Genomic DNA, 21,375 nt, shown 5'->3' on the forward strand with positions numbered 1-21,375 from the left:
TATACAATAAAATTTTTTTCAAATTAAAAAGCATAATCTCGTTAAAAGATTATGCTCATAAATTTTTTGTTTATTGGTTTTCCAATTCTAATTCCAAGTTTTCTTTATTTGATGATAAAAATCTAACCAAAACACATCCTACAAACATTGTGAAAAATGCTGGTATTACCCATACCATTCCTTCTTTGTATAGTGGCAAACTGTTCAAGAAACTATTGGCAGCACCTATAGATATTTTGTTTGCTTCAAGCGTATTTGCAACTGTGCTGACTACGCTTACAAAAACTGTAACATATGAAGTCCATTTGTAAACTGCAGTTGATTTCTTGAATAGATTTTCACTTAATGATAAAACTATTAGAACCAAACTTACTGGATATATTGCAGATAAAACAGGCACTGATAATTTAAGTATTGTATTCAATCCAAAATTGCTTACAACAAGTGCTGTCACTGTCCACAATGTCGCCCACTTTCTATAAGTCATTTTATTAGTCAATTCGAAAAAATATTGGCTAACAGATGTTATAAGTCCGATACAAGTTGTAAGGCATGCTAATGTGAATATAGATGCTAATAAAACTGCTCCAAAAGATCCAAATGTAAATCTTGCAACATTTGTCAATATTTCTGCTCCGTTTGTAGTTTTAGGGAATAATCCCGCAGTAGAATATCCCACAAATGAAAGCATTGTATATATTATTACCAAAAATGCACCAGCAACTACTCCTCCCTTTTTTGTGTAAGTTAATACATCTTTATCGTTATTGATATTCATTGCTCTTATTGCCAAACTGATTACCAACCCGAAATTAAGCGCTGCTATTGTATCCATAGTGTTGTATCCTTCCAAAAATCCTGTAAAATGAGGTGAACTCATGTATGCTTGTGATGGATTCATTGGCATGAAAACTTTCTTGGATAAAACACCCACGAATAATAATGTTATCAAAGTTAAAAGTGCTGGTGTCAAAAATTTTCCTGAACGTTTTACTATTTTTTTAGGATTTAGAGCTAGCCAATAAGCACATCCAAAAAACGCACATGTGTACAAAAATCTCGCTAAATTCACATTAAATGATTCTGGCAAGTATGGCTTAAAAGCCATTTCAAATGGAAGTGTCGCAGCTCTTGGTATTCCAAGTCCAGGTCCTATCGATAAGTATATTAACATAGGGAAAATTAAAGCAAACATCGGTGACACTTTTTTTGCTAAATTTGTCAAACCTTTTGTTTTTGCTACAACTAATGTCCCTAAAATTGGAAATACAACTGCTGTTATGCAGAAAAACGACAAACTAATCCAAACTTTTCCTCCCGATAACTTACCTAACATTGGAGGGAATATTAAATTTCCTGCTCCAAAAAACATCCCAAACAACATCAAACTAACTGTCAGCATTTCTGCTCTGGTTAAACTCTTTTTCATTCATATCCTCCTAAATTCCAATAAAAAAATCCTCTATCTCATAAGAGATAAAGGACGAATAATCGCGGTACCACCTTTGTTCCTGTAAATATTATGCATATGTACAGACGCTTAGTATATCTATCAATATACGGTTTTGGTAACGATGTGCCTCAACGGGTACACTTACTTTCTTCAGCATACCAGTAATAGAAGATGATTTTCATAATGATATTTACACTATTTCTCACCAAACAATAGCTCTCTGAACTAAATGATTCATTATTACTCTTTCTTCAACTTTTGAATTAATATAATAATATATTAAACTTTATTTTTTAGTTTGTCAAGTATTTTTTATATTTTTTTAATTTTTTTATTGTTTTAATCAAAAAGCTGAATCTAAATTAATAGATTCAGCTTGAATTCTGATTTTTAAATTAGTTTGCTTTGTCAATTGATCCAAAAATTTCCATTTTTTCTTTAACTTTTGCTTTGATTGCTTCGTAACCTGGCTTCAAAACTTTTCTTGGATCGAATCCTTTCTTTTCTTTATCTTTGTCTTCTTCAAAATATTTTCTAGTTGCTTCTGTAAATACTATTTGGCATTCAGTGTTTACATTGATTTTGGATACTCCAAGGCTAATTGCTTCTTTGATCATGTCAGTTGGAATTCCAGTTCCACCATGAAGAACTAGAGGCATTTCTCCGATTTCTCCCTTGATTTCTCCAAGAGCATTGAAGTCCAATCCTTTCCAGTTTTCTGGATAAACTCCATGGATGTTACCAATTCCTGCTGCCAAGAAATCTATTCCTAATTCAGAAATTCTCTTACATTCATTTTTGTCGGCGATTTCTCCTTGACCGATTACTCCGTCTTCTTCACCACCGATTGAACCAACTTCTGCTTCAACGCTGATTCCTTTTGAATGCGCAAGTTCAACAATTTCTTTTGTTTTTTCTATATTTTCATCGATTGGATATTTAGAACCATCAAACATTACTGAAGTAAATCCTGCTTCGATACATTTTTTTGCACCTTCGAATGATCCGTGGTCTAAGTGAATTGCTACAGGAACTGTTATATTTAATTCTTCAACCATTCCTTTAACCATTCCTACAACTGTTTTATATCCACCCATGTATTTTCCAGCGCCTTCGCTAACTCCCAAAATAACTGGTGAGTTGTTTTCTTGTGCTGTTTCCAAAATAGCTTTAGTCCATTCTAGGTTGTTTATATTGAAATGACCTACTGCGTATTTTCCTTTTAATGCATCTTTTAACATTTTGTCTGCTGCTACTAACATAATTTCCTCCTTGAAAATCTGAAAATTTGTAAATTACAATAATATTATAACATTATTCTGCTTTTTGTTTCCACAATCCATAAATGATTGCTGAAACCAAAGATCCAACTGCTACGGATAATACGAAGAACAATGCTTTGTCTACAGATTCCATAGCTGGTAAAATGAATATTCCTCCGTGTGGTGCTGGAGATTTTATTTCAAATGCTTGTGTAAGTCCACCTGCAATTGCACTACCTATTACAGATGACACAATTACTCTCAATGGATCTTTTGCTGCAAATGGAATAGCTCCTTCTGTGATAAATGATGCACCCAAAATATAATTTGTGATTGCTGATTTTTTTTCTTTTTCGTCAAATTTATTTTTAAATAGACTAGATGCGATGGCTATTGCAAGAGGTGCAACCATACCACCAGCCATTGTAGCTGCCATGAATGCTCCATTGCCAGTATCTGTGAAGACTCCGATGGAGAAAGTGTAACTTGCTTTGTTAACAGGACCACCCATATCCACACTCATCATCGCTCCGAGCAAAGCTCCAAGTAAAATCGAGTTTGTAGTTCCCATATTTGCCAAAAATCCGTTGATTGTTTTATTGATTACAGTAAACACTGGAGATATTACAAAAATCATACCCAAAGATGTGAGAAGCAACCCAAATACTGGGAAGATCAACATTGGTTTAGTTCCTTCGAGAGATTTAGGAAGATTTCTAGTAATTTTCTTCAAGAATAAAATAACATAACCTGCTAAGAAACCACCTAACAGTCCTCCCAAAAATCCTGCACCTTGTCCAGCAATGAAACCTGCAACCATACCAGGCATCAACGCTGGTCTATCGCCAATACTCATAGCAATGTATCCTGCCAAAATTGGAATCAAAAATCCAAATGCGGCCTTGCCACCTACTGAGAATAAATTGTAAATTGGTGAAGTGTCCGAGAAAAATCTTTCAACTAAGAATGACAACGCCAATAAAATTCCACCACCAACTACAAATGGCAACATATGACTTACACCATTCATAATATCTTGGTATAATTTTGATTTCCAATTTGTCGTTTCTTCTTCAACTTCTTTTGATTGTGATTCATCTGCGTGATAAATCTTCGCTTTTCCGTCAACGATTTTTTGAATCAAATCTTTTGGATTTCTAATTGCATCGGAAACAGGACATTCAATTACGTTTTTTCCGTTAAAACGTGCTGTTTCTACTTTTCTATCAGCAGCAATTATAATTCCCGTAGCTTTTTCGATATCATCAGCATTTAATTTATTTTTAACACCATCAGATCCGTTTGTTTCTACCTTGATGTCAACTCCCATTTTAGATGCTTGTTCCTTCAAAGCTTCTTCCGCCATATAAGTGTGTGCAATTCCAGTAGGACATGCAGTTACAGCTAAAATGAATGGTTTTTCTGTATAAATCGAGCTAGTTTCTACTGGTGCTACTTTCGGCTCAGATTCTTCTGCGTACTCATCAATAGTTTTGTAAACATCTTCTGGAGATTCTGATGATTTTAATCTATCAATAAATCCTTCTTTTAATAAAAGCTTGGACAATTTCGCCAAAGTTTCAATGTGCATTTGGTTTTGTCCTTCAGTTGCGGCAATCATGAAAAATATATAAGTATCTTCTCCATCCAACGCTTCATAATCAACACCAGTTGTACTTCTCGCAAACACAATCGCAGGTTTGTTCACTGCAGATGTTTTCGCATGAGGCATAGCAACACCTTCTCCAAGACCTGTCGAAGATTCCAACTCTCTTTTCATAATTTCAGATCTAAATTTTAGTACATCATTAATAACATTGTTTTCGTACAATTTTTCAATCATTTCATCTATAACATCTTTCTTTGTTGTAGATTTAAGATTCATGATCATTAGATCTTTTGAAAGCAAATCTTTAATTTCCATTATTTTCCCCCATATTTATTATTTTTAATTTGCCAAAAATTTCATCTATTTGATTTTTTTCTCCCATATCGTATGAGAAAACTGTCGCAGTCGCACTTGCTACAGCCATTTTGAACATATCTTCTTCACTCATTTCGTTCAAATAAGCGTAGATAAATCCTGCAACCATGCTATCTCCAGCACCAACGCTGTTGATAACTTTCCCTTTTACAATTGGAATGTAAAAAGAATTATTCGCACTCACAAAAATCGCACCATCACTTCCCAAAGAACAAATCACATACCCTGCTTTTGGAATCATAGTTGATTTTATATAAGAAATTATTTCTTCTTTTGAATTAAACTTATCTCCATAAATTTCTTCTAATTCGTTTTGATTAGGTTTGAGCAACAAAGGATGATAGTCTAAGCTTTTCAATAATACATCGCCTGTAGTATCCAAGGTAAATCTAGTATTTGGTGATAATTTTTTTATCATTTCAATGTAGATATCCTTGTTCATATTCGCTGCTACAGATCCAGAAAAAGATACTATCCCCCCCTCAATTCCAGAAAGTTTTTCGTAAAAATCTTCCAATTCTTGTTGTGAGATGTCTGGCCCCGGTGCATTAACTTCTGTTTCTAAATCCATCTTTAATTTTACATTAATTCTGTTATTTCCTTTAACTTTAGTAAAATCGTGGAGAATTCCAAGCTCATCTAATAATTTTTCGATGTAATCTCCTGTAAATCCTCCCAAAAATCCAATATTTTGGGTTTCTACATTCAAATTATGTAGCAATTTGCTAACCATAATTCCTTTACCACCAGCGTAAAGTTCAGTAACTTTCGCTCTATTAGTTTCTCCAAATTCTAAATCATTCAATCGCATTATGTAATCAATCGAAGGATTTAATGTCACTGTATATATCATATAATCACCACATTATATATACCCATTTGACACATTAATAAAAAGATAAGAAAATATATTTGGTGATAAAATGAAATACGTAAAAAATATTACAAAAATCGGAAAATTAGACAAATTTAATAACGTAATTTTGGTGAGCAAATCTCCAAGAAGAAACGAATTATTGAAAAATATTTGTGAATTTGAAAGCACTTCAACAGATATTGACGAGAGAAAAATAGAAAAGTTAGCTTATGAAAAATATAAAGATAGAGAAATCATAGAAAAGCTTGCACTTGTTTGCTGCGAAATTTCCAAAGCAAAAATTCATCCATTAGAATTAAAAGATGACACGCTTTACATTTCTTCTGATACAATTGTGATTAATGATGGAAAAATTTTGAACAAACCAAAAAATTACAACGAAGCGTTGGATATGCTAACATCCTATCTTGGAAAAATTCACAAAGTTGTAACGTCTGTTTGTTTAAAATCAAAAAATTACGAAGAAATATTCTACACTTACAGTAACGTAAAATTTTCAGAAAAAACAGATAAAAATATCCAATTAATCAAAGAATACATCGACGAAGGCACAGTCTACGACAAAGCTGGTGCATACGGAATTCAGGATTTAAATCCAGTTCTTATAGATTATATCGAAGGTGATTTGAACACAATTATAGGCCTTCCTGTCAGTGAAATTAATAAAAGAATTTGCAAAAATTAAAGGAGACAAATATGCAAAATGTTTTAATTAGCGCTTGTTTGTTGGGCGTTGATTGTAAATACAACGGATCCAATAACAAATTAGACGATGAAATTATCAATCTACTAAAAGAAAAATACAATTTAATTCCAGTGTGTCCAGAAATTATGGGTGGAATGCCTACTCCAAGAAATCCTATTGAGATTAAGGATGGGAAAGTTTTTGATTATGATGGAGAAGAATTTACTAAAGAATTTGAAAAAGGAAGTGAAGAAGTTTTGAAGTTAGCGAAGCTTTACAACTTTTCAATCGCCATTTTAAAAGAAAATTCTCCATCGTGTGGATCGAATTACATTTACGATGGAACTTTCAATCATCAAAAAATAAAAGGCATGGGAATTGCTGCTCAAAAACTTTCGAAAGAAAATATAAAATTATTTAGCGAAGAAAATATTAAAATATTACTGTAAAATATAAAAATATTACTATTTGTTTGATTTTTTTAATTTGATAACCATTTTTAGTTGACAAATTGAAAAACCGTAGTATAATGATAATAGATATCAATTTATATCAAACAAACCCCTTGTAAGATAAAATTGTACTTAAGAATCACGGCTCCCCCTAAAGCCGTGATTTTTTTTTTCATGAAAAAAGCTACGCAAAATTTTTGCGTAGCTTTTATGCTATATTAGTCCGAGTGCAAATTGCATTGCAATTGAAACTATAGTGATTCCTATCCAGCAACAAAATCCAAGTAGGATTGGTTTGCCGCCTGTTTTTATCAATTTTACAATATCTGTTTTAAATCCAATTGCAGCCATTGCCATTACAATGAAAAATTTAGACAATTCTTTTAATGGATTAAAAACTTTCGCATCTACTCCCATTTTCAAAGCAACTGTAGTTATAATACTTGCAAGAATGAAATACAAAATAAACATAGGAAATATTTTTTTGAGTTCAACTTTTTCTGATTGTTCTTGTTTTTTAGTTCTCAAATACGACAATACCAAAGTGATTGGAATAATCGCTAATGTTCTAGTCAATTTTACAGTAACAGCTTTGTCCAATGTTTGTGTTCCCAAATTATACAATCCATCCCAAGTTGCAGCTGCAGCTGTTACTGATGATGTATCATTAACCGCAGTTCCCGCAAAAATTCCGAACGCTTCTCCAGAATGAGTGGAAAATCCAATCACGCTTCCCAACAACGGGAAAATCAAAGCCGCAATTACATTGAAGAAAAATATTACAGAAATTGCTTGTGCAACATCTTCATCATCAGCTTCTATTACTGGAGCAGTTGCTGCAATTGCAGATCCACCACAAATAGATGATCCAACTCCTACTAATATCGCAATGTTTTTCGCAATATTCATTTTCTTTGCAAGTACATAAGAAATAATTAAAGATGTGGAAATAGTTAGTATAATTATTGGCAATGATTGTTTTCCAGTTTCCATTACAACCGCCAAATTCATTCCAAATCCAAGTAAAATTACTGCGTATTGCAATATTTTTTTCGATGCAAATTTCATTCCGACTTCAAATTGTGATTTGTCTTTAATAATGTATCCCATAACAATCCCAACCAAAATCGCTAGGACTGCTCCACCTATTACAGGGAATTTTTTCCCTAAAAAGTGGCAAGGAATAGCTATTAAAAGGCAAAGCAATAATCCTTTATAATTTTTATTTAACCAATTCATAATTCCTCCAAATTTTTAATTACTTATATATTTTAACTCAAAAATTTTTCTTGTAAAGTATAAAAACCAAAAAAACACCACGATAAATAATTTACCGTGATGTTTGAATTATTCTTGAACTAACAAATAGTCGCTGTCAATATTTTTAACATACAATACTTCGTCAAATTTTTCCTTGATAAATGGATTAACGTCCTTAGCACAGTAGATTGATCCATTGAATCTCAAAATGAAATCTTCAAGCAAAATATTTCCAGTATTTTCGTCCAAATTTTCAAACAAATTAACTACCATGTTGAATTCAGAATCTTGATTGATTATTCTCTTGTATCTAATCAAATTCTTGTCCCTATCACTGTATTCAGAATATCTTTGTTTTGAAGTCAATTCTTCATCGAATATGCTTAATAACGGTGGAATTTTTTTATCAGCAAATGAATTGAATAATGTAACATTGTTTCTAAAATCAGTGTCGAAAATATAACTTTCATCGTACGTTACTAGCATGTTTGATGACAAATCAAACTCCTCTATAGGCTCGTTATTGACTAAAATCATTCCACTTTGTGGAGACAATGTCTGAATGAATGATTTAGCTAGTAAATTTACAACTTCTTCATTCTCACAAATAATTAAGTATTTTTTGTCAGTATTAAATGTGTAGTTGATTTTAACTTTAACATTTGAAGAATACAATTTTACATCTCTAAACTCAATGTCTTTTATGTGTTCGATGATTTTATCTGATTTTTCTTGATTGCCAAAAATTTCTTCCATTTCGAAAACTTTATCTTCAGATTGCACAATCATGGATCTTTCTTTTACGATTTTTTTAATCATGTGATACAACAACATGATTGAGCTGATAAGTATTATAATTTCACCAGTTTTTATTTCTGGTGATTTGATAATATAAATCAAACTGATTATAAAATACAATCCAATAAACAATAATTTTAGGTTGTATTTCGTGAGTTCTTCCTTGTCAAGATCCATAACTTTTTCTGATATATCTTCAATTAGTTTGCTGTGTACAACTTCAAGAGCTTTGTTTGCTTTTGAGTTGATAACTTTCTTGGAGTTTAACATATCATCAAGAAAATAAACGTATTTTTTTCTTAAATTTGATGTATTTATTTTCTTTTCTATTATTGATTTGTCGATTCTCACATTGATTAAACTGAAAATCAACACTCCAACTGTTATAATTGACACTGGAACAAATGATACGCAATATCCTATTGTAACAAAAACTGCAATCAATAAAATTGTATCAGATATTAATTCCAATGTCGGAATAATGTAGTATTCTTTTAAGTAAAGTGATGTCGATGTGATGTCATTCGAAAAAGTTTTTTCTTTTTGTTGTATTTCATAAAAGTTTTGTGAAATCACATTGTGAAACAAATCTTGCTTGAAACCTTCTACAAAAGAAAGTCCCATATTGTAGATTGTTCTGTCCTTCAGATAATTTAATCCTGAAAACAAAATCAATGAAACACTAATAACAATCAATGATAAGGTTTTGTTTTCAATTTCAAATAACCTTTTGGTAAATACTATAGCCACCGACATGAAACACGACAACAAAATCGTCAGTAAAATTTGCACCAGCAAATTGATTTTTTCTCTAAAAATATACTTGTTCATACTTTCCCTCTTATAATACAAAATAGAGCTTTCGCCCTATTTTGCATTACTCATTTTCTTTTTTCTCCAATGATTTAAATACATTGCCCGCATTGTAAGAACTTCTTACAAATGGGCCGCTCTCAACGTGTTTAATTCCTATTGATTCACCGTATTTTTTGAATTCGTCAAATTCTTCTGGAGTAACATATCTGTCCAACTTTGCATGGTTCAATGTTGGCATCAAATATTGTCCAATTGTAACTATATCTACTTTTAGTTCGTTCAACTTATCTAACATTTGATGAACTTCTTCATTAGTTTCTCCAAGTCCAACCATGAATCCTGATTTAGTTACAAGACCTTTTTCTTTTGCATATCTCAAAACTTCGAACGAATTGTCCAAGTTACCTTGTGGTCTCATTTCTTTAAAGATAGAACGAACTGTTTCAACGTTGTGATTTAATACATCTGGTCTTTCATCAAAAACAATATCCAACAATTCATGCTTTGCGTGCATATCAGGAATCAAAACTTCTACTAATGTTCCTTCATTGTATTTTCTAATTTCCTTGATAACATTCTTGAATTGAGTTGCTCCTTCATCTTTTAAATCATCTCTGTCAACTGAAGTAATGACTGCGTATTTCAAACCTAATTTTTGCACAACTTTTGCAACATTTTCAGGTTCTTTTTCATCAACAACTCTTCCTCTTCCAGTAGTTACGTTGCAATATCTACAATTTCTAGTACAAATATCTCCTAAAATCATAAATGTAGCAGTACGAGATTCGTAGCATTTCATTCTGTTAGGACAATTTGCTTCCTTGCAAACCGTGTTCAATTCAAATCCATCTACTAAACTTTCTACTTCGTGAAGGTTTTGGCTACCTTCAATCTTTATTCTCATCCATTTTGGTTTTCTAATCAAATATATCACCTAAAAACACTTTCTCATCCATTCCAACAATGTATTCTCCAATATTAACATCCTTCAAAACATTGTGGAAACCATCTATTGTCATAGCCTTTCCAACAAACATATCGCAAAATTCTGAAATATCTTTGTTCGAAAAGAAATCTCCTTCTATTTTGAAACTATCGATCAAATTATCCTTTATGTTGTAGCTATACTCCACAACTCCAAACTTGTGTTTTCTTTGATAATTCGCGGTAGTTTCTCCTTTTGAGTAAATAAATTCTTCATTTTTAAATAAATCGATGTATTTATTCACTTCTTCTTTTTCAGAATCGTTAAGCGCGTATTCTTCTAAGTTATTATCTTCAATGATACCGTTTTTAATTTTATTGAAAAACTCATCGTATTCCATATCAATCATATCATTAATAGTTGTGATTCTGGATTCTACAGATTTGATGGCTTTTCCTTCGAATTTTATTTTTTGCGGAGTAAGTGAATGCATCATTTTTTCGACACCAATATCGAAAAGAATTGTACCATGATGAACAACCATGCTGTTTTTCATATATTGTGCGTTACCACTTATTTTCTTACCGTCAATCAAAATATCATTTCTTCCGCTGAATTCTGGATTAAGTCCCATTTTTTTCATTTGATTGATTATCATGTTTGCAAAATGTTTGAAATCATTTGCGTAGTTTTGACTTTCAATAAAAGTGTATTGCATATTTTTTTCATCAGTATATATGCAGCCACCGCCAGACAATCTACGAACTAGATTAATCCCATTTTCTTCAGCATACTTCAAGTTAATTTCTCTGTAAATGTTTTGATTTTTGCCTAGTAAGATTGAATCCTTATTTCTCCACAAAATAAACACTGGAATGTTGTGCTTTGCAAAAAAATATTCAACCGCAAAATTGTAATACGGATCTACGCTGTCATTATTAAAATAATATTTCATTTATCTCCTTTATATATCGTATAAATTTAAACCTGTTTCAGAATCTTTGAATCTATCAACTTTTTCGTCTATTTTATTAATTATGATTTCACAAGTTGCCGATATGATAGCCTCGTTCAAATGTCCACCGTGAACATTCAAATTCTCATCTGCAAATGTAATGTGCATGTGCAAATAAGGTTTGTCATTCATAGTAGAGATATTTCCAAGGATGCTCGTGATTTCCATTTCACCTGTGAAATTTTTCTTAGTGTATTCTTGTTTTTCGACACTATATAATCCCACAGTTATATTATCGCTGGCACCGATACCAGAAATAGAACCATTTTTTAGTTGAAGTTTTTCAACTAATTCGAATAATTTTTCTACAACGTCTTCGCCCTTTTCGATTCGGACTAAAACATTATCATAATATTCTCTATATCTCAAATCATTAACCTCCTGTAAAGTTCATACAATTTAATTATACATTTAATTTCTTTTTGTTTCAATTTAAAAAACTTGCGTTGATTTCATTTTCCCGAAAATAATATTTTATACTATAATAGAAGTAGCAATTAAAAGGTGGATAATATGAAAGCAAAACAAGATACAAAAACAATTGTAAAATTCAGAGCAAATGGAGATATGGGAAATTTTTATGGACTTCTTCACGGAGGAGAATTATTCAAAATGATGGACACAATCGCAGGTGTGTGCACCAGAAGATTTTGTTCCAATAAAACATTGACAAAAGCCGTAAATAATTTGACATTCAACGCTCCAACAAAATTGGGAGAAATTATAAAAATCACAGCTATTATAGATTATGTTGGAAAAACTAGCATGGAATGTTTCGTTCGTGCAAAAGTTGAAGGCACAGATATCATAAAAGCTTCGGGATATTTCACAATGGTAAGTGTAAGCGAAGACGGAGAATCGGAAATCGTAAATGAAAAAATCGAATACGTAACAGATGAGGATAAAATGTATCGTGATTTAGCGATTGAAAGAAGAAAAATTTACAAAGAAGTAAATTTGCTTCAACAAAATTATAAACTATGAAAAAAGAAATCAAACTTTCTGTCAGAGATTTGGTTGAATACACTGAACGAAGTGGCGACATAGACGATAGGTTCAGAAATGTGTTCGACAGAGCAAAAGAAGGACAGAAAATCCATAAAATGATTCAAAAAGAATACGATATTGGATTTTTGCCGGAAGTTACTCTCAAAAACACTACCCTTTACAAATCAGTAAATTACATCGTAGAAGGAAGAGCTGACGGAATAGGAATTAAAAACGGCAAAACTTTAATAGATGAAATAAAATCTACTACGCGTGATTTGGAAGAATTGGAATACAATTCCAACAAATATCACTGGGCACAAGTAAAATGCTACGGGTATTTTTATACTTTGGACAACGACTTGGAAGATATTGATTTGCAACTTACTTATTATCAAACTGATACCAAGAAAATAAAATTTATCAGGCAAAATTTTACTTTTGAAGAATTAAAAGAATTTTATTTTTCGTTGTTAGAAAAATATTCCGTGTTCACAGAATTAATCACACAGCACATAAAGAAGCGTGACGAATCCATTCAGAACTTGTCATTTCCCTATCCTGCATTTAGAGCTGGTCAGAAGTATTTAAGCCAAAACGTTTATTCTGCAACCAAACAGGGTGTGGATTTGATGGTGGAAGCTGCAACAGGAATTGGCAAGACTATCTCCACGCTTTTTCCTTCAATTAAAGCTATGGGAGAAGATTTGACGGACAAGATTTTTTATTTGACTGCAAAGTCTACTCTTAAAAAAGCCTGCAACGACCAATTGTATTTGATGAAACAAAAAGGTTTGATAATAAAATCAGTCGAGATAATCGCAAAGAACAAGGTCTGTATCAATAATGAAGTTAAATGCAATCCGAATGATTGCGAATTTGCAAAAGGTCACTACGACAGGGTCAACAAATGCATTCTCGATATGCTTGAAAACGGAGATATTATCGTGGAAGAAATCATTAAAAAATACGCATTCAAATACAGAGTGTGTCCGTTGGAGTTGGAGCTTGATTTGTCCAATTTCTGCGACATTGTGATTTGCGATTACAATTATGTTTTTGATCCGGTAGTTTATCTGAAAAGATTTTTCGAAGTTCCTTATTTGAGGATGTCTCTTTTGGTTGACGAAGCGCATAACTTGGTAAGTCGAGGACGTGATATGTACTCTTATTCGTTGAGTTTCAACCAACTTATGGACTGTTGTGATGAGCTCGTAGATGAAAAAAAAGAACTCAAAATCAAACGCAATTTGAAAAAAATCGCCCAGCAAATCAAAGATGAAGCTTTGGGAAAACCTGTCAACACTTATGAGGATTTGTCGGTTGATTTGATTGATTATTGTGTTCGTTGCAAAGAATCCATGACGAAATTCTTGGTTGAAGAAAAGGACAAGCCATACTACGACAAAGTATTGGATGTGTATTTTGAAATCAATAAGTTTTTGAAAATTTCTGATTTTTACGATGATTCTTTCGTTACTTTGATAAAATCAGAAAACGATGATGTTATTTACAACATCATGTGCTTGAACACACACAATATTTTTAAAAATCTTTTGAAAAAATGCAAATCAAATGTATTTTTCTCAGCGACTTTGTCTCCTATGACTTACTTTGCAGATGTATTGGGTTTGGAAAAATTCTACAACATAAGATTGGAATCTCCTTTCCCAAAAGAGAATTTGAAAGTAAATCACATCAATATTTCAACTAGATTTAAAGACCGCGAAGATACGAAATACAAAATCGCAGAAATTCTTCGAAAAATCAACGAAAAGCCTGGAAACAAACTCATTTTCTTCCCATCTTATTCTTATTTGGAATCAGTGTATGAGATTTGTGATTTCGATATTTTAACGCAAGAAAGAACGCTAACTGATATGGAAAGGTTGGAATTTTTGTCCCAATTTACAACAAGTTCAAACATAATGGCTTTTTGTGTTCTGGGTGGAGTTTTCAGTGAGGGCGTTGATTTGAGCGGCGACAGATTGAATACTGTAGGGATAATTTCAGTCGGACTTCCTGGAATTAGCGTAGAAAATGATTTGATTAAAAAATATTTCGACGAAAATGGAAAAAACGGATTCGATTACGCTTACGTGTATCCAGGAATGAACAAGGTACACCAAGCTGGTGGAAGACTTATCAGAACAGATACCGATACTGGAGAATTATTTTTGATTGACGATAGGTTTGACTCATATCCTTACAAATCGCTTCTTCCAAATAGCTGGAAATAAATTTTTTGAGAAAAAAGCAATTCGATATGGTAAAATTAATTTAATCCCAATGGGAAATTTAAAAATGAAGGTGAAATTATGTCAGAACAAATAGAATTTAGATTTGATACACAATTATTAATAGCAGGAGAAAACTTATCAAGCGATACAATTAGTGAATATATCACAGAACATTTCAAAGGCGATTGTCTTTTGGTTGTAGGTGGCGATGATTTGATTAAAATACACTTCCATACTAATGAACCTTGGCAAGTATTGGAATACGGACAATCAATCGGAGATATTCATGATATCGTCGTAGAAAATATGCAAAGACAAGCAGACGGTCTACAAGGATAATGAAAAAAATTTTAGAGGCAAAAGTAGAATACAATGTATTTCCCAACAAGGGAATTTGCAAAATAGACGATAATTTGTATTCTATAAAGAACACAATTCAAGGACAAACAATCTCTTTTCAACGAAAAAGAAAGAAAAAGGGATTTATTGAGGGAAAACTAGTTGAAAAACTAGAAAAGTCTCCCCTTGAAACTATTGAAGGTTGTCCTGTAAATGAAAGATGCGGCGGTTGTATTTATCAAAAATTAGAGTACGATGTGGAGTGCGATTTGAAGAAAAAAACACTCACAGAATTGTACAAAGATATTTACGATGAGGATATTATTTTTCATCCATCGCCTATTTTACAAGGCTACAGAAACAAAATGGAATACACTTTTGGAGATAGTGTCAAAGGTGGTCCACTTGTTTTGGGACTTCACACTAAAAACAAATTCTACGAAATAACAGACACTGTAGATTGCAATATCATTGATGAAGGCTTCAACAAAATCAGACAAGCTGTTCAAGAATATTTTCGTGACAAAAATTACGAATTTTTCAAAAAAATAAAACATACTGGGCTTTTGAGACACTTCATAATCAGAAAAAGTTTCAGTGATGATGAGTACATGATTAATTTGGTAACGACAAGTGATAAGTTTGATGTGAATGATTTCGTTGAATTTGCAAAGCAAATCGACAACAGAATCGTATCGATTTACCACACAATTAACGATAATATTTCAGACGCAGTAATAGTCGACAAATTAGAATTGTTGCATGGCAAAGAATATTTGACAGAAAAAATAAACGGCTTGGAATTTAGGATATCTCCATTTTCCTTCTTCCAACCAAATCCGGCACAAGCAGAACAAATTTATACCAGAGCATTGGAATTGGCTGGAGATTTGTCAGGAAAAAACGTATATGATTTGTATTGTGGAACTGGAACCATCGCACAAATTTTCGCTAAAAAATCCGAAAGTGTGATTGGCGTCGAAATAGTAGAAGAAGCAGTCGAAAAAGCAAAAGAAAACGCAGAACTAAACGGATTGACTAACACAGAGTTCATCTGCGATGATTGCTTGAATTTTATGGAAAAAGTTGAGAAAAAAGACGTAGTAGTCTTGGATCCTCCACGAGATGGAATTCATCCAAAAGCAATCGATAGATTAATCGACATCAATCCCGATAAATTCATCTACATTTCTTGCAATCCGATAACACAAAGAATGGATTTGGACAAATTTATCGAAAAAGGGTATGAAATTAAGTCATTAGAGTTTTTCGATCAGTTCCCAAGGACTTACCACTGCGAAGCTGTTGTGCTTCTATCAAGAAAATAAGAATATAGGATATTTTTACTTTATTTAGAAATTTGGAGGAAATAATGATAAAGAAAATAGGAGTTGTGAGCTTATCAAGTGGTGTTTTGGGAGAAAGTTTTGTTGAGCATGAAATAAAAATAGGAATAGATAGATTAAATAAGTTAGGAGTCGAAATAGAATTTTTACCTAATTCTTTGAAAGGCATAGACTTTTTAAAAAATAATCCAGAACTTAGGGCAGATGATTTGCTGCTTGCTTTTGAAGATGACACTATTGATATGATTTTATGTGCTATTGGTGGAGAAGATACCTACAGATTAGCTCCTTATTTATTTGAAAGAGATAGATTAAAAAATATTGTTAAACAAAAACTTTTTTTAGGCTTTTCTGACTCAACAATGAATCACTTTATGCTAAATAAGCTTGGCATAAAAACATTTTATGGTCAGGCTTTCTTGCCAGATGTATGTGAACTATCTGCTAATATGTTAGCTTATACAGAAAAATACTTTTTGGAACTTATAAAAACAGGAAAAATAAATGAGATACATCCTAGTGAAGTTTGGTATGAGGCAAGGGAAGATTTTAGCAAGAAAGCTATAGGAATAGAAATGAAAAGCCATCCTAATACCGGTTTTGAGCTTTTAAGAGGAAATCCTATATTTAGTGGAAAAATTTTAGGCGGATGCATAGAAACAATATATGATATGTTCGATAATTCTAGATTTAACGATACAGTAGAAATTTGTAGCAAATATAATTTATTTCCAACCCTTGAGGAATGGGAGAATAAGATTTTACTAATAGAATCAAGCGAAGAAAAATCAAAACCAGATTTATATAGGAAAATGATACGTGCTCTAAAAAACTACGGAATATTTGATAAATTATCAGGAATACTAGTAGGGAAACCTCAAAATGAAATCTATTACGAGGAGTATAAATCTATTTTATTAGAAGAAATCACCAATAAAGATTTACCTATTGTCTATAATATAAATATTGGGCACTCAACTCCAAGATGTATAATTCCTTTTGGGGTAGAAGCAGAAGTAAATGTAAATAAACAAACTATATCCTTTAATTATTAAACAAAATTGATCTGGCTATGAATTGTTTTTTCTACTTTAGAATGATTTAGTAAATTACAAGATGTTTATTGATCGGCATATTTCCTCATACGAGGCTTTTGAAAAAAATAAATTTTATCCATACTAATCACTCAAGCCTCTGCAAAGCTGTTGGTTTGTTGGATAAGAGTTAGAAAAAACTGAGTGCTTGAAATCAATATATTATTGATTTTGTGGATTTATTATTAAAAGGTTAGTATTTTGAAGTTAGTAGTCGAAAATTTCTTTCAAATTCTTGTTTGTAGCTACATTTTGGATATTGAGTAAGTTGTGTGCACGGTATGAATGGAATTAAGGAAAATATATGAAACTAAAATTAATTAAACTAACTAAAGAGTATGAATTAAAGCTTGGTGAGATGATCGATGAATGGAAGATTGACCAAGAAATGAATAACACAAACACTTCTCCGTGGTCAATATTTAAAAATGATTACCATGATTTTGACTATTATCTAAATAACTTAGAAATAAAATCTAAAACTGAAAATAAAGTTCCAGATTCAGTTTTCTTCCTTTTAGATGAAGAAAGAGATAAGCTTTTAGGGGCTGTAAATATTCGCCACTATTTAAATGAGTCACTTTTGAAAGAAGGTGGACATATTGGAGATGGAATAAGACCCAGTGAGAGAAGAAAAGGCTATGCCACAGAAATGGTAAGACTAGCTTTGATAGAGTGTAAAAAATTGGGAATTGAAAGAGTACTCATGATTTGTGATAAAGAAAATATAGGATCAGCTAAGTCTATTATTAAAAATGGTGGAGTACTTGAAAATGAGTTTGTTAACTCAGATGGTAAGACGATTCAAAGATATTGGATAGACAATTAATTGTGTTTAAAAGTACAGCGTAAAACTACAATAGAGCAATAAAAAATTTATAGAATTTATATTAAAATTTAAAACCCAGCTTTATCACAATTGATAATAGTCGGGTTTTTGTTTTGTGGTAAAATTAAATTAACTAAAAAATTATTCTATGAATTTAAGGGAACTAATCGAATCTAAACAAGGAGAAGAAATGAATATAACACAAAAAGATATGAAAATACTATTGAAATCGCAACAAGGTGAATTAGATGTTGTGTTAATGTATCGTGCACTTGCAGATACTGTAAAAGATGCAAATGACCAAGAAGCTTTTCGTAAGCTTGCAACAGAAGAAGGTCATCATGCATCGGTATTCCACAATCTTACAAAAGAAAATCTGAAACCTAAAAAAACCAAAGCGATAATTATTCCTTTGCTCTATAAGATAGTAGGAAAGAAAAAATTATATAAACTAATTGCAAATGGAGAATACAATGCTGCTAATACCTATGCACCAGTTGCTGAAAAATTCCCAGAAATAGAAAGTGTCAAAAACGATGAAAAAAGACACGGTGATATTGTAAGTTCGTTAATTAAGAATTAATTTGGATTTTGATAAATAATACTATTAGCGTTATAATATAACAATATTAAATTTTAAATACACAAGGAGGATTTCATGAAATTAGAAGATTTTACAGAAAAAGAACAATCAGAAATCAACGACGGACTATCTTCAGCAGAAATCAGTGACAAAGAAGCCGCCGATAAAATATTAGCATTAGTTCCGGATGGATGGATCAAGAAAATTCCGTTTTTTGTAAGAAAACACTCAACGACTAAAACAATAGAAAGAATTGCTAACCAATATCCTGAACTTTACGCTGTAGCAAAAAGAGAAGGCGAACTTCCTGAAAAAGAACGTGACGAATTGCAAAAAATCATCACAGATATTTTTAAGGAAAAAATGGCAAAACACAATATAAAATAATTAGAGAATTTCATATGGACACTATAATAGTCAATGAAGCAATCAACCTTGTTCCCTATTTTGAAAATTACGATACTACTTTGAAGTGGTACGAAGATAAAGATGTGTGCAAACAAGTAGACAACATTGATTTCGTATACGATATTGATAGATTAAAAAAAATGTACAATTACTTGAATACTCATGGAAAGTTGTTCTACATTGAATACAATAACGAATTAGTTGGAGATATTTCCTTGACTGATGACAATGAAATAACGATAGTTGTGTGCAAAGAATTTCAAAACAAACATATCGGACGAAATTGTGTCACAAAAATTTTGGAATTAGCAAAAGAAAATGGATTAAAATCTGTCACTGCAAATATCTATGCTTTTAATCATCAAAGCAGAAAAATGTTTGAAGCTGTAGGTTTTAAGCAAATCGATGAAGAAATATTTGAATACAAATTTTAAGCGGCGAACTTGTCGCTTTTTTTGTTTCAAAAAATTACTAAACTATTTCAAAACTTTTCAACTAATTATTATTTTGATATTTTTAATGCAACATCGTGATATACAATATCGTAATATTGCATTGTACGATATTGTGTTCTATAATAGAGATGAGGTGAGAATATGAAATTTATTGGTCGTGAAAATGAACTAGAAAAACTAAATACAGAATTTTCTAAAGAGATGTTTTCCATGTGTGTAATTTACGGTCGAAGAAGAGTCGGAAAAACCTATTTGATTCAAAAATTTATGAAAGAAAAATCTGGATCGTATTTTGTCGGTGTAGAATCTGATAAGTTTATCAACTTGAATCATTTGTCACAATCAATTTATAAGGCTTGTAATTATGATGGAAATTTACCTGCATTTATTGATATTGATCATGCGTTTAGATTTCTATTCGAATATTCCGTCAATCACAGAATTGCATTCGTCATTGATGAGTATCCATACATTGCTGAATCTTTCCCATCAATTTCCTCAGTTCTTCAAAATTTGATTGACGAATTCAAAGCGACAAGCAAATTGTTTTTAATATTATGTGGTTCATCTATGAGTTTTATGGAAAACCAAGTTTTAGGATATAAAAGCCCTCTTTATGGAAGAAGATCAATTCAACTAAAAATAAATCCTTTTTCCTATAAGGAATCTGCAAAATTTGTAGAGAATTATTCTAATCATGACAAGGCAATTGTTTTTGGATTAACTGGAGGCGTTGCAGAATATCTAGTTTTTTTTGATGATTCTATTAGTTTACAAGAAAATATAATCAATAATTTTTTGTCGGTGCAAGGCAGATTATACGAAGAACCTCCTAATTTATTGAAACAAGAACTCAGGGACCCAAAAAGATACAACGATATTTTGTATTTAATTTCCCATGGACAAACCAAAGTATCTGAAATATCCAATAAATTAGGTGTACAATCCGGCTCAATCAGTCCTTATCTTGAAAGTTTGATAGAACTTGGAATTATTGAAAGAAAAACCCCTGTGACTAATCGCAAATCTAATCGCCCTATTTATTTGATTAAAGACACGATGTTTAATTTCTGGTACAAATTTGTACAACCTAATCTCAATTTGATAAATCTCGAATTGGGTCACAGAGTATACTCAGAAAAAATAGAAAATTCTATAAATGATTATATGGGTAAAATTTTCGAAAAAATTTCGATAGAGTACTTGGAATACAGAATCAAATCTGGAGATTTGAGATTCTTACCTACCGATTATGGCAATTGGTGGGGAAATGATTCTCTTCGTAAAAAACAATCAGAAATTGATATATTAGCTTACGACAGTGAAAATTATCTGTTCGTGGAATGCAAATGGAGAAATGGACTTTGTCCGAAATCTGTACTCAATGAATTAATTGAAAAATCGAAAATATTTAACAGCAACCAAAAATTTTACTGGATAATTAGCATGTCTGGCTTTGAAGATTTTTCATACGATGACAATGTTGAGCTTATTACGTTAGATGACATGTACGCTTAGTTTCAACTAAAAAATCACCCCAAAGTCTACAAAAACTTTGGGGGTTTTG

At 31.7% G+C, this 21,375-nt stretch carries 21 protein-coding genes and 1 other annotated feature; of the genes, 12 read left to right on the plus strand and 9 right to left on the minus strand.

The features are described from left to right. Positions 1-70: 70 nt before the first annotated feature. The 4 genes from brnQ to pfkB form a co-directional block, all read right to left on the minus strand. The gene (gene brnQ, locus FMG_RS06735) at positions 71-1,429 is read right to left on the minus strand and encodes a branched-chain amino acid transport system II carrier protein (protein ID WP_012290954.1); all 1,359 of its coding nucleotides are present in this window, start codon (positions 1,427-1,429) and stop codon (positions 71-73) included. Between the two features lie 47 nt (positions 1,430-1,476). Then, positions 1,477-1,719: a binding site (T-box leader), on the minus strand. A 129-nt stretch (positions 1,720-1,848) separates the two neighbouring features. Then, positions 1,849-2,715 carry a class II fructose-1,6-bisphosphate aldolase gene (fba, locus tag FMG_RS06740; RefSeq protein ID WP_012290955.1) on the minus strand — a complete coding sequence of 289 codons (867 nt, stop codon included), beginning with the start codon at positions 2,713-2,715 and terminating at the stop codon, positions 1,849-1,851. Between the two features lie 52 nt (positions 2,716-2,767). Beyond that, on the minus strand, positions 2,768-4,639 hold the full coding sequence (locus FMG_RS06745; protein WP_012290956.1) for a PTS fructose transporter subunit IIABC: 1,872 nt from the start codon (positions 4,637-4,639) through the stop codon (positions 2,768-2,770). Further along, on the minus strand, positions 4,629-5,552 hold the full coding sequence (gene pfkB, locus FMG_RS06750; protein WP_012290957.1) for a 1-phosphofructokinase: 924 nt from the start codon (positions 5,550-5,552) through the stop codon (positions 4,629-4,631). Before pfkB ends, FMG_RS06745 begins: the two co-directional genes overlap by 11 nt. A gap of 70 nt (positions 5,553-5,622) precedes the next feature. Here pfkB and FMG_RS06755 point away from each other — a divergent pair, with 70 nt between their 5' ends. Beyond that, positions 5,623-6,261, plus strand: coding sequence for a Maf family protein (locus FMG_RS06755; RefSeq protein ID WP_012290958.1), 639 nt, complete (start codon positions 5,623-5,625; stop codon positions 6,259-6,261). An 11-nt stretch (positions 6,262-6,272) separates the two neighbouring features. Then, entirely contained in the window at positions 6,273-6,710 is a 438-nt protein-coding gene (locus FMG_RS06760; protein WP_012290959.1) for a DUF523 domain-containing protein, read from the plus strand. Positions 6,711-6,926: 216 nt separating this feature from the next. Here FMG_RS06760 and FMG_RS06765 read toward each other — a convergent pair whose 3' ends face one another. The 5 genes from FMG_RS06765 to FMG_RS06785 form a co-directional block, all read right to left on the minus strand. Further along, positions 6,927-7,952 carry a YeiH family protein gene (locus FMG_RS06765; protein WP_012290960.1) on the minus strand — a complete coding sequence of 342 codons (1,026 nt, stop codon included), beginning with the start codon at positions 7,950-7,952 and terminating at the stop codon, positions 6,927-6,929. Between the two features lie 108 nt (positions 7,953-8,060). Then, the gene (locus tag FMG_RS06770) at positions 8,061-9,602 is read right to left on the minus strand and encodes an ABC transporter ATP-binding protein/permease (protein ID WP_012290961.1); all 1,542 of its coding nucleotides are present in this window, start codon (positions 9,600-9,602) and stop codon (positions 8,061-8,063) included. Positions 9,603-9,648: 46 nt separating this feature from the next. After that, entirely contained in the window at positions 9,649-10,512 is an 864-nt protein-coding gene (lipA, locus tag FMG_RS06775; protein ID WP_002839554.1) for a lipoyl synthase, read from the minus strand. After that, positions 10,505-11,467, minus strand: a complete 963-nt coding sequence (locus tag FMG_RS06780; protein ID WP_012290963.1) for a lipoate--protein ligase — start codon at positions 11,465-11,467, stop codon at positions 10,505-10,507. The genes lipA and FMG_RS06780 overlap by 8 nt, the downstream gene beginning before the upstream one ends. Positions 11,468-11,476: 9 nt before the next feature. Beyond that, positions 11,477-11,896 carry a PPC domain-containing DNA-binding protein gene (locus tag FMG_RS06785; protein WP_002839538.1) on the minus strand — a complete coding sequence of 140 codons (420 nt, stop codon included), beginning with the start codon at positions 11,894-11,896 and terminating at the stop codon, positions 11,477-11,479. A gap of 144 nt (positions 11,897-12,040) precedes the next feature. Between FMG_RS06785 and FMG_RS06790 the strand changes: the two genes are divergently transcribed. The 10 genes from FMG_RS06790 to FMG_RS06835 all read left to right on the plus strand — a co-directional run bounded on the left by FMG_RS06790 (position 12,041) and on the right by FMG_RS06835 (position 21,326). Next, positions 12,041-12,511 (plus strand): acyl-CoA thioesterase, encoded by a 471-nt coding sequence (locus tag FMG_RS06790; protein ID WP_012290964.1) that lies wholly within the window; start codon positions 12,041-12,043, stop codon positions 12,509-12,511. Further along, the gene (locus FMG_RS06795) at positions 12,508-14,754 is read left to right on the plus strand and encodes an ATP-dependent DNA helicase (protein ID WP_012290965.1); all 2,247 of its coding nucleotides are present in this window, start codon (positions 12,508-12,510) and stop codon (positions 14,752-14,754) included. Before FMG_RS06790 ends, FMG_RS06795 begins: the two co-directional genes overlap by 4 nt. 78 nt (positions 14,755-14,832) lie before the next feature. Continuing rightward, positions 14,833-15,093 (plus strand): hypothetical protein, encoded by a 261-nt coding sequence (locus tag FMG_RS06800; RefSeq protein ID WP_002835237.1) that lies wholly within the window; start codon positions 14,833-14,835, stop codon positions 15,091-15,093. Continuing rightward, entirely contained in the window at positions 15,093-16,421 is a 1,329-nt protein-coding gene (gene rlmD, locus FMG_RS06805; RefSeq protein WP_012290966.1) for a 23S rRNA (uracil(1939)-C(5))-methyltransferase RlmD, read from the plus strand. Before FMG_RS06800 ends, rlmD begins: the two co-directional genes overlap by 1 nt. A 44-nt stretch (positions 16,422-16,465) precedes the next feature. Continuing rightward, positions 16,466-17,494, plus strand: a complete 1,029-nt coding sequence (locus tag FMG_RS06810) for a S66 family peptidase (RefSeq protein ID WP_012290967.1) — start codon at positions 16,466-16,468, stop codon at positions 17,492-17,494. A 343-nt stretch (positions 17,495-17,837) separates the two neighbouring features. Beyond that, positions 17,838-18,362 (plus strand): GNAT family N-acetyltransferase, encoded by a 525-nt coding sequence (locus FMG_RS06815; RefSeq protein ID WP_012290968.1) that lies wholly within the window; start codon positions 17,838-17,840, stop codon positions 18,360-18,362. 190 nt (positions 18,363-18,552) lie between these two features. After that, entirely contained in the window at positions 18,553-18,945 is a 393-nt protein-coding gene (locus FMG_RS06820) for a ferritin family protein (RefSeq protein WP_002840812.1), read from the plus strand. A gap of 75 nt (positions 18,946-19,020) precedes the next feature. Next, complete coding sequence (locus FMG_RS06825) at positions 19,021-19,332, plus strand: hypothetical protein (protein ID WP_002840905.1); 312 nt, start codon at positions 19,021-19,023, stop codon at positions 19,330-19,332. A gap of 14 nt (positions 19,333-19,346) precedes the next feature. After that, positions 19,347-19,787: a GNAT family N-acetyltransferase gene (locus tag FMG_RS06830; protein ID WP_012290970.1), complete on the plus strand. Its 441-nt coding sequence runs from the start codon at positions 19,347-19,349 to the stop codon at positions 19,785-19,787. 162 nt (positions 19,788-19,949) lie between these two features. Further along, positions 19,950-21,326, plus strand: a complete 1,377-nt coding sequence (locus FMG_RS06835; RefSeq protein WP_012290971.1) for an ATP-binding protein — start codon at positions 19,950-19,952, stop codon at positions 21,324-21,326. The last annotated feature ends 49 nt before the right edge of the window (positions 21,327-21,375 follow it).

The sequence above is a fragment of the Finegoldia magna ATCC 29328 genome (assembly GCF_000010185.1).
Classification (GTDB): Bacteria; Bacillota; Clostridia; order Tissierellales; family Peptoniphilaceae; genus Finegoldia; species Finegoldia magna_H.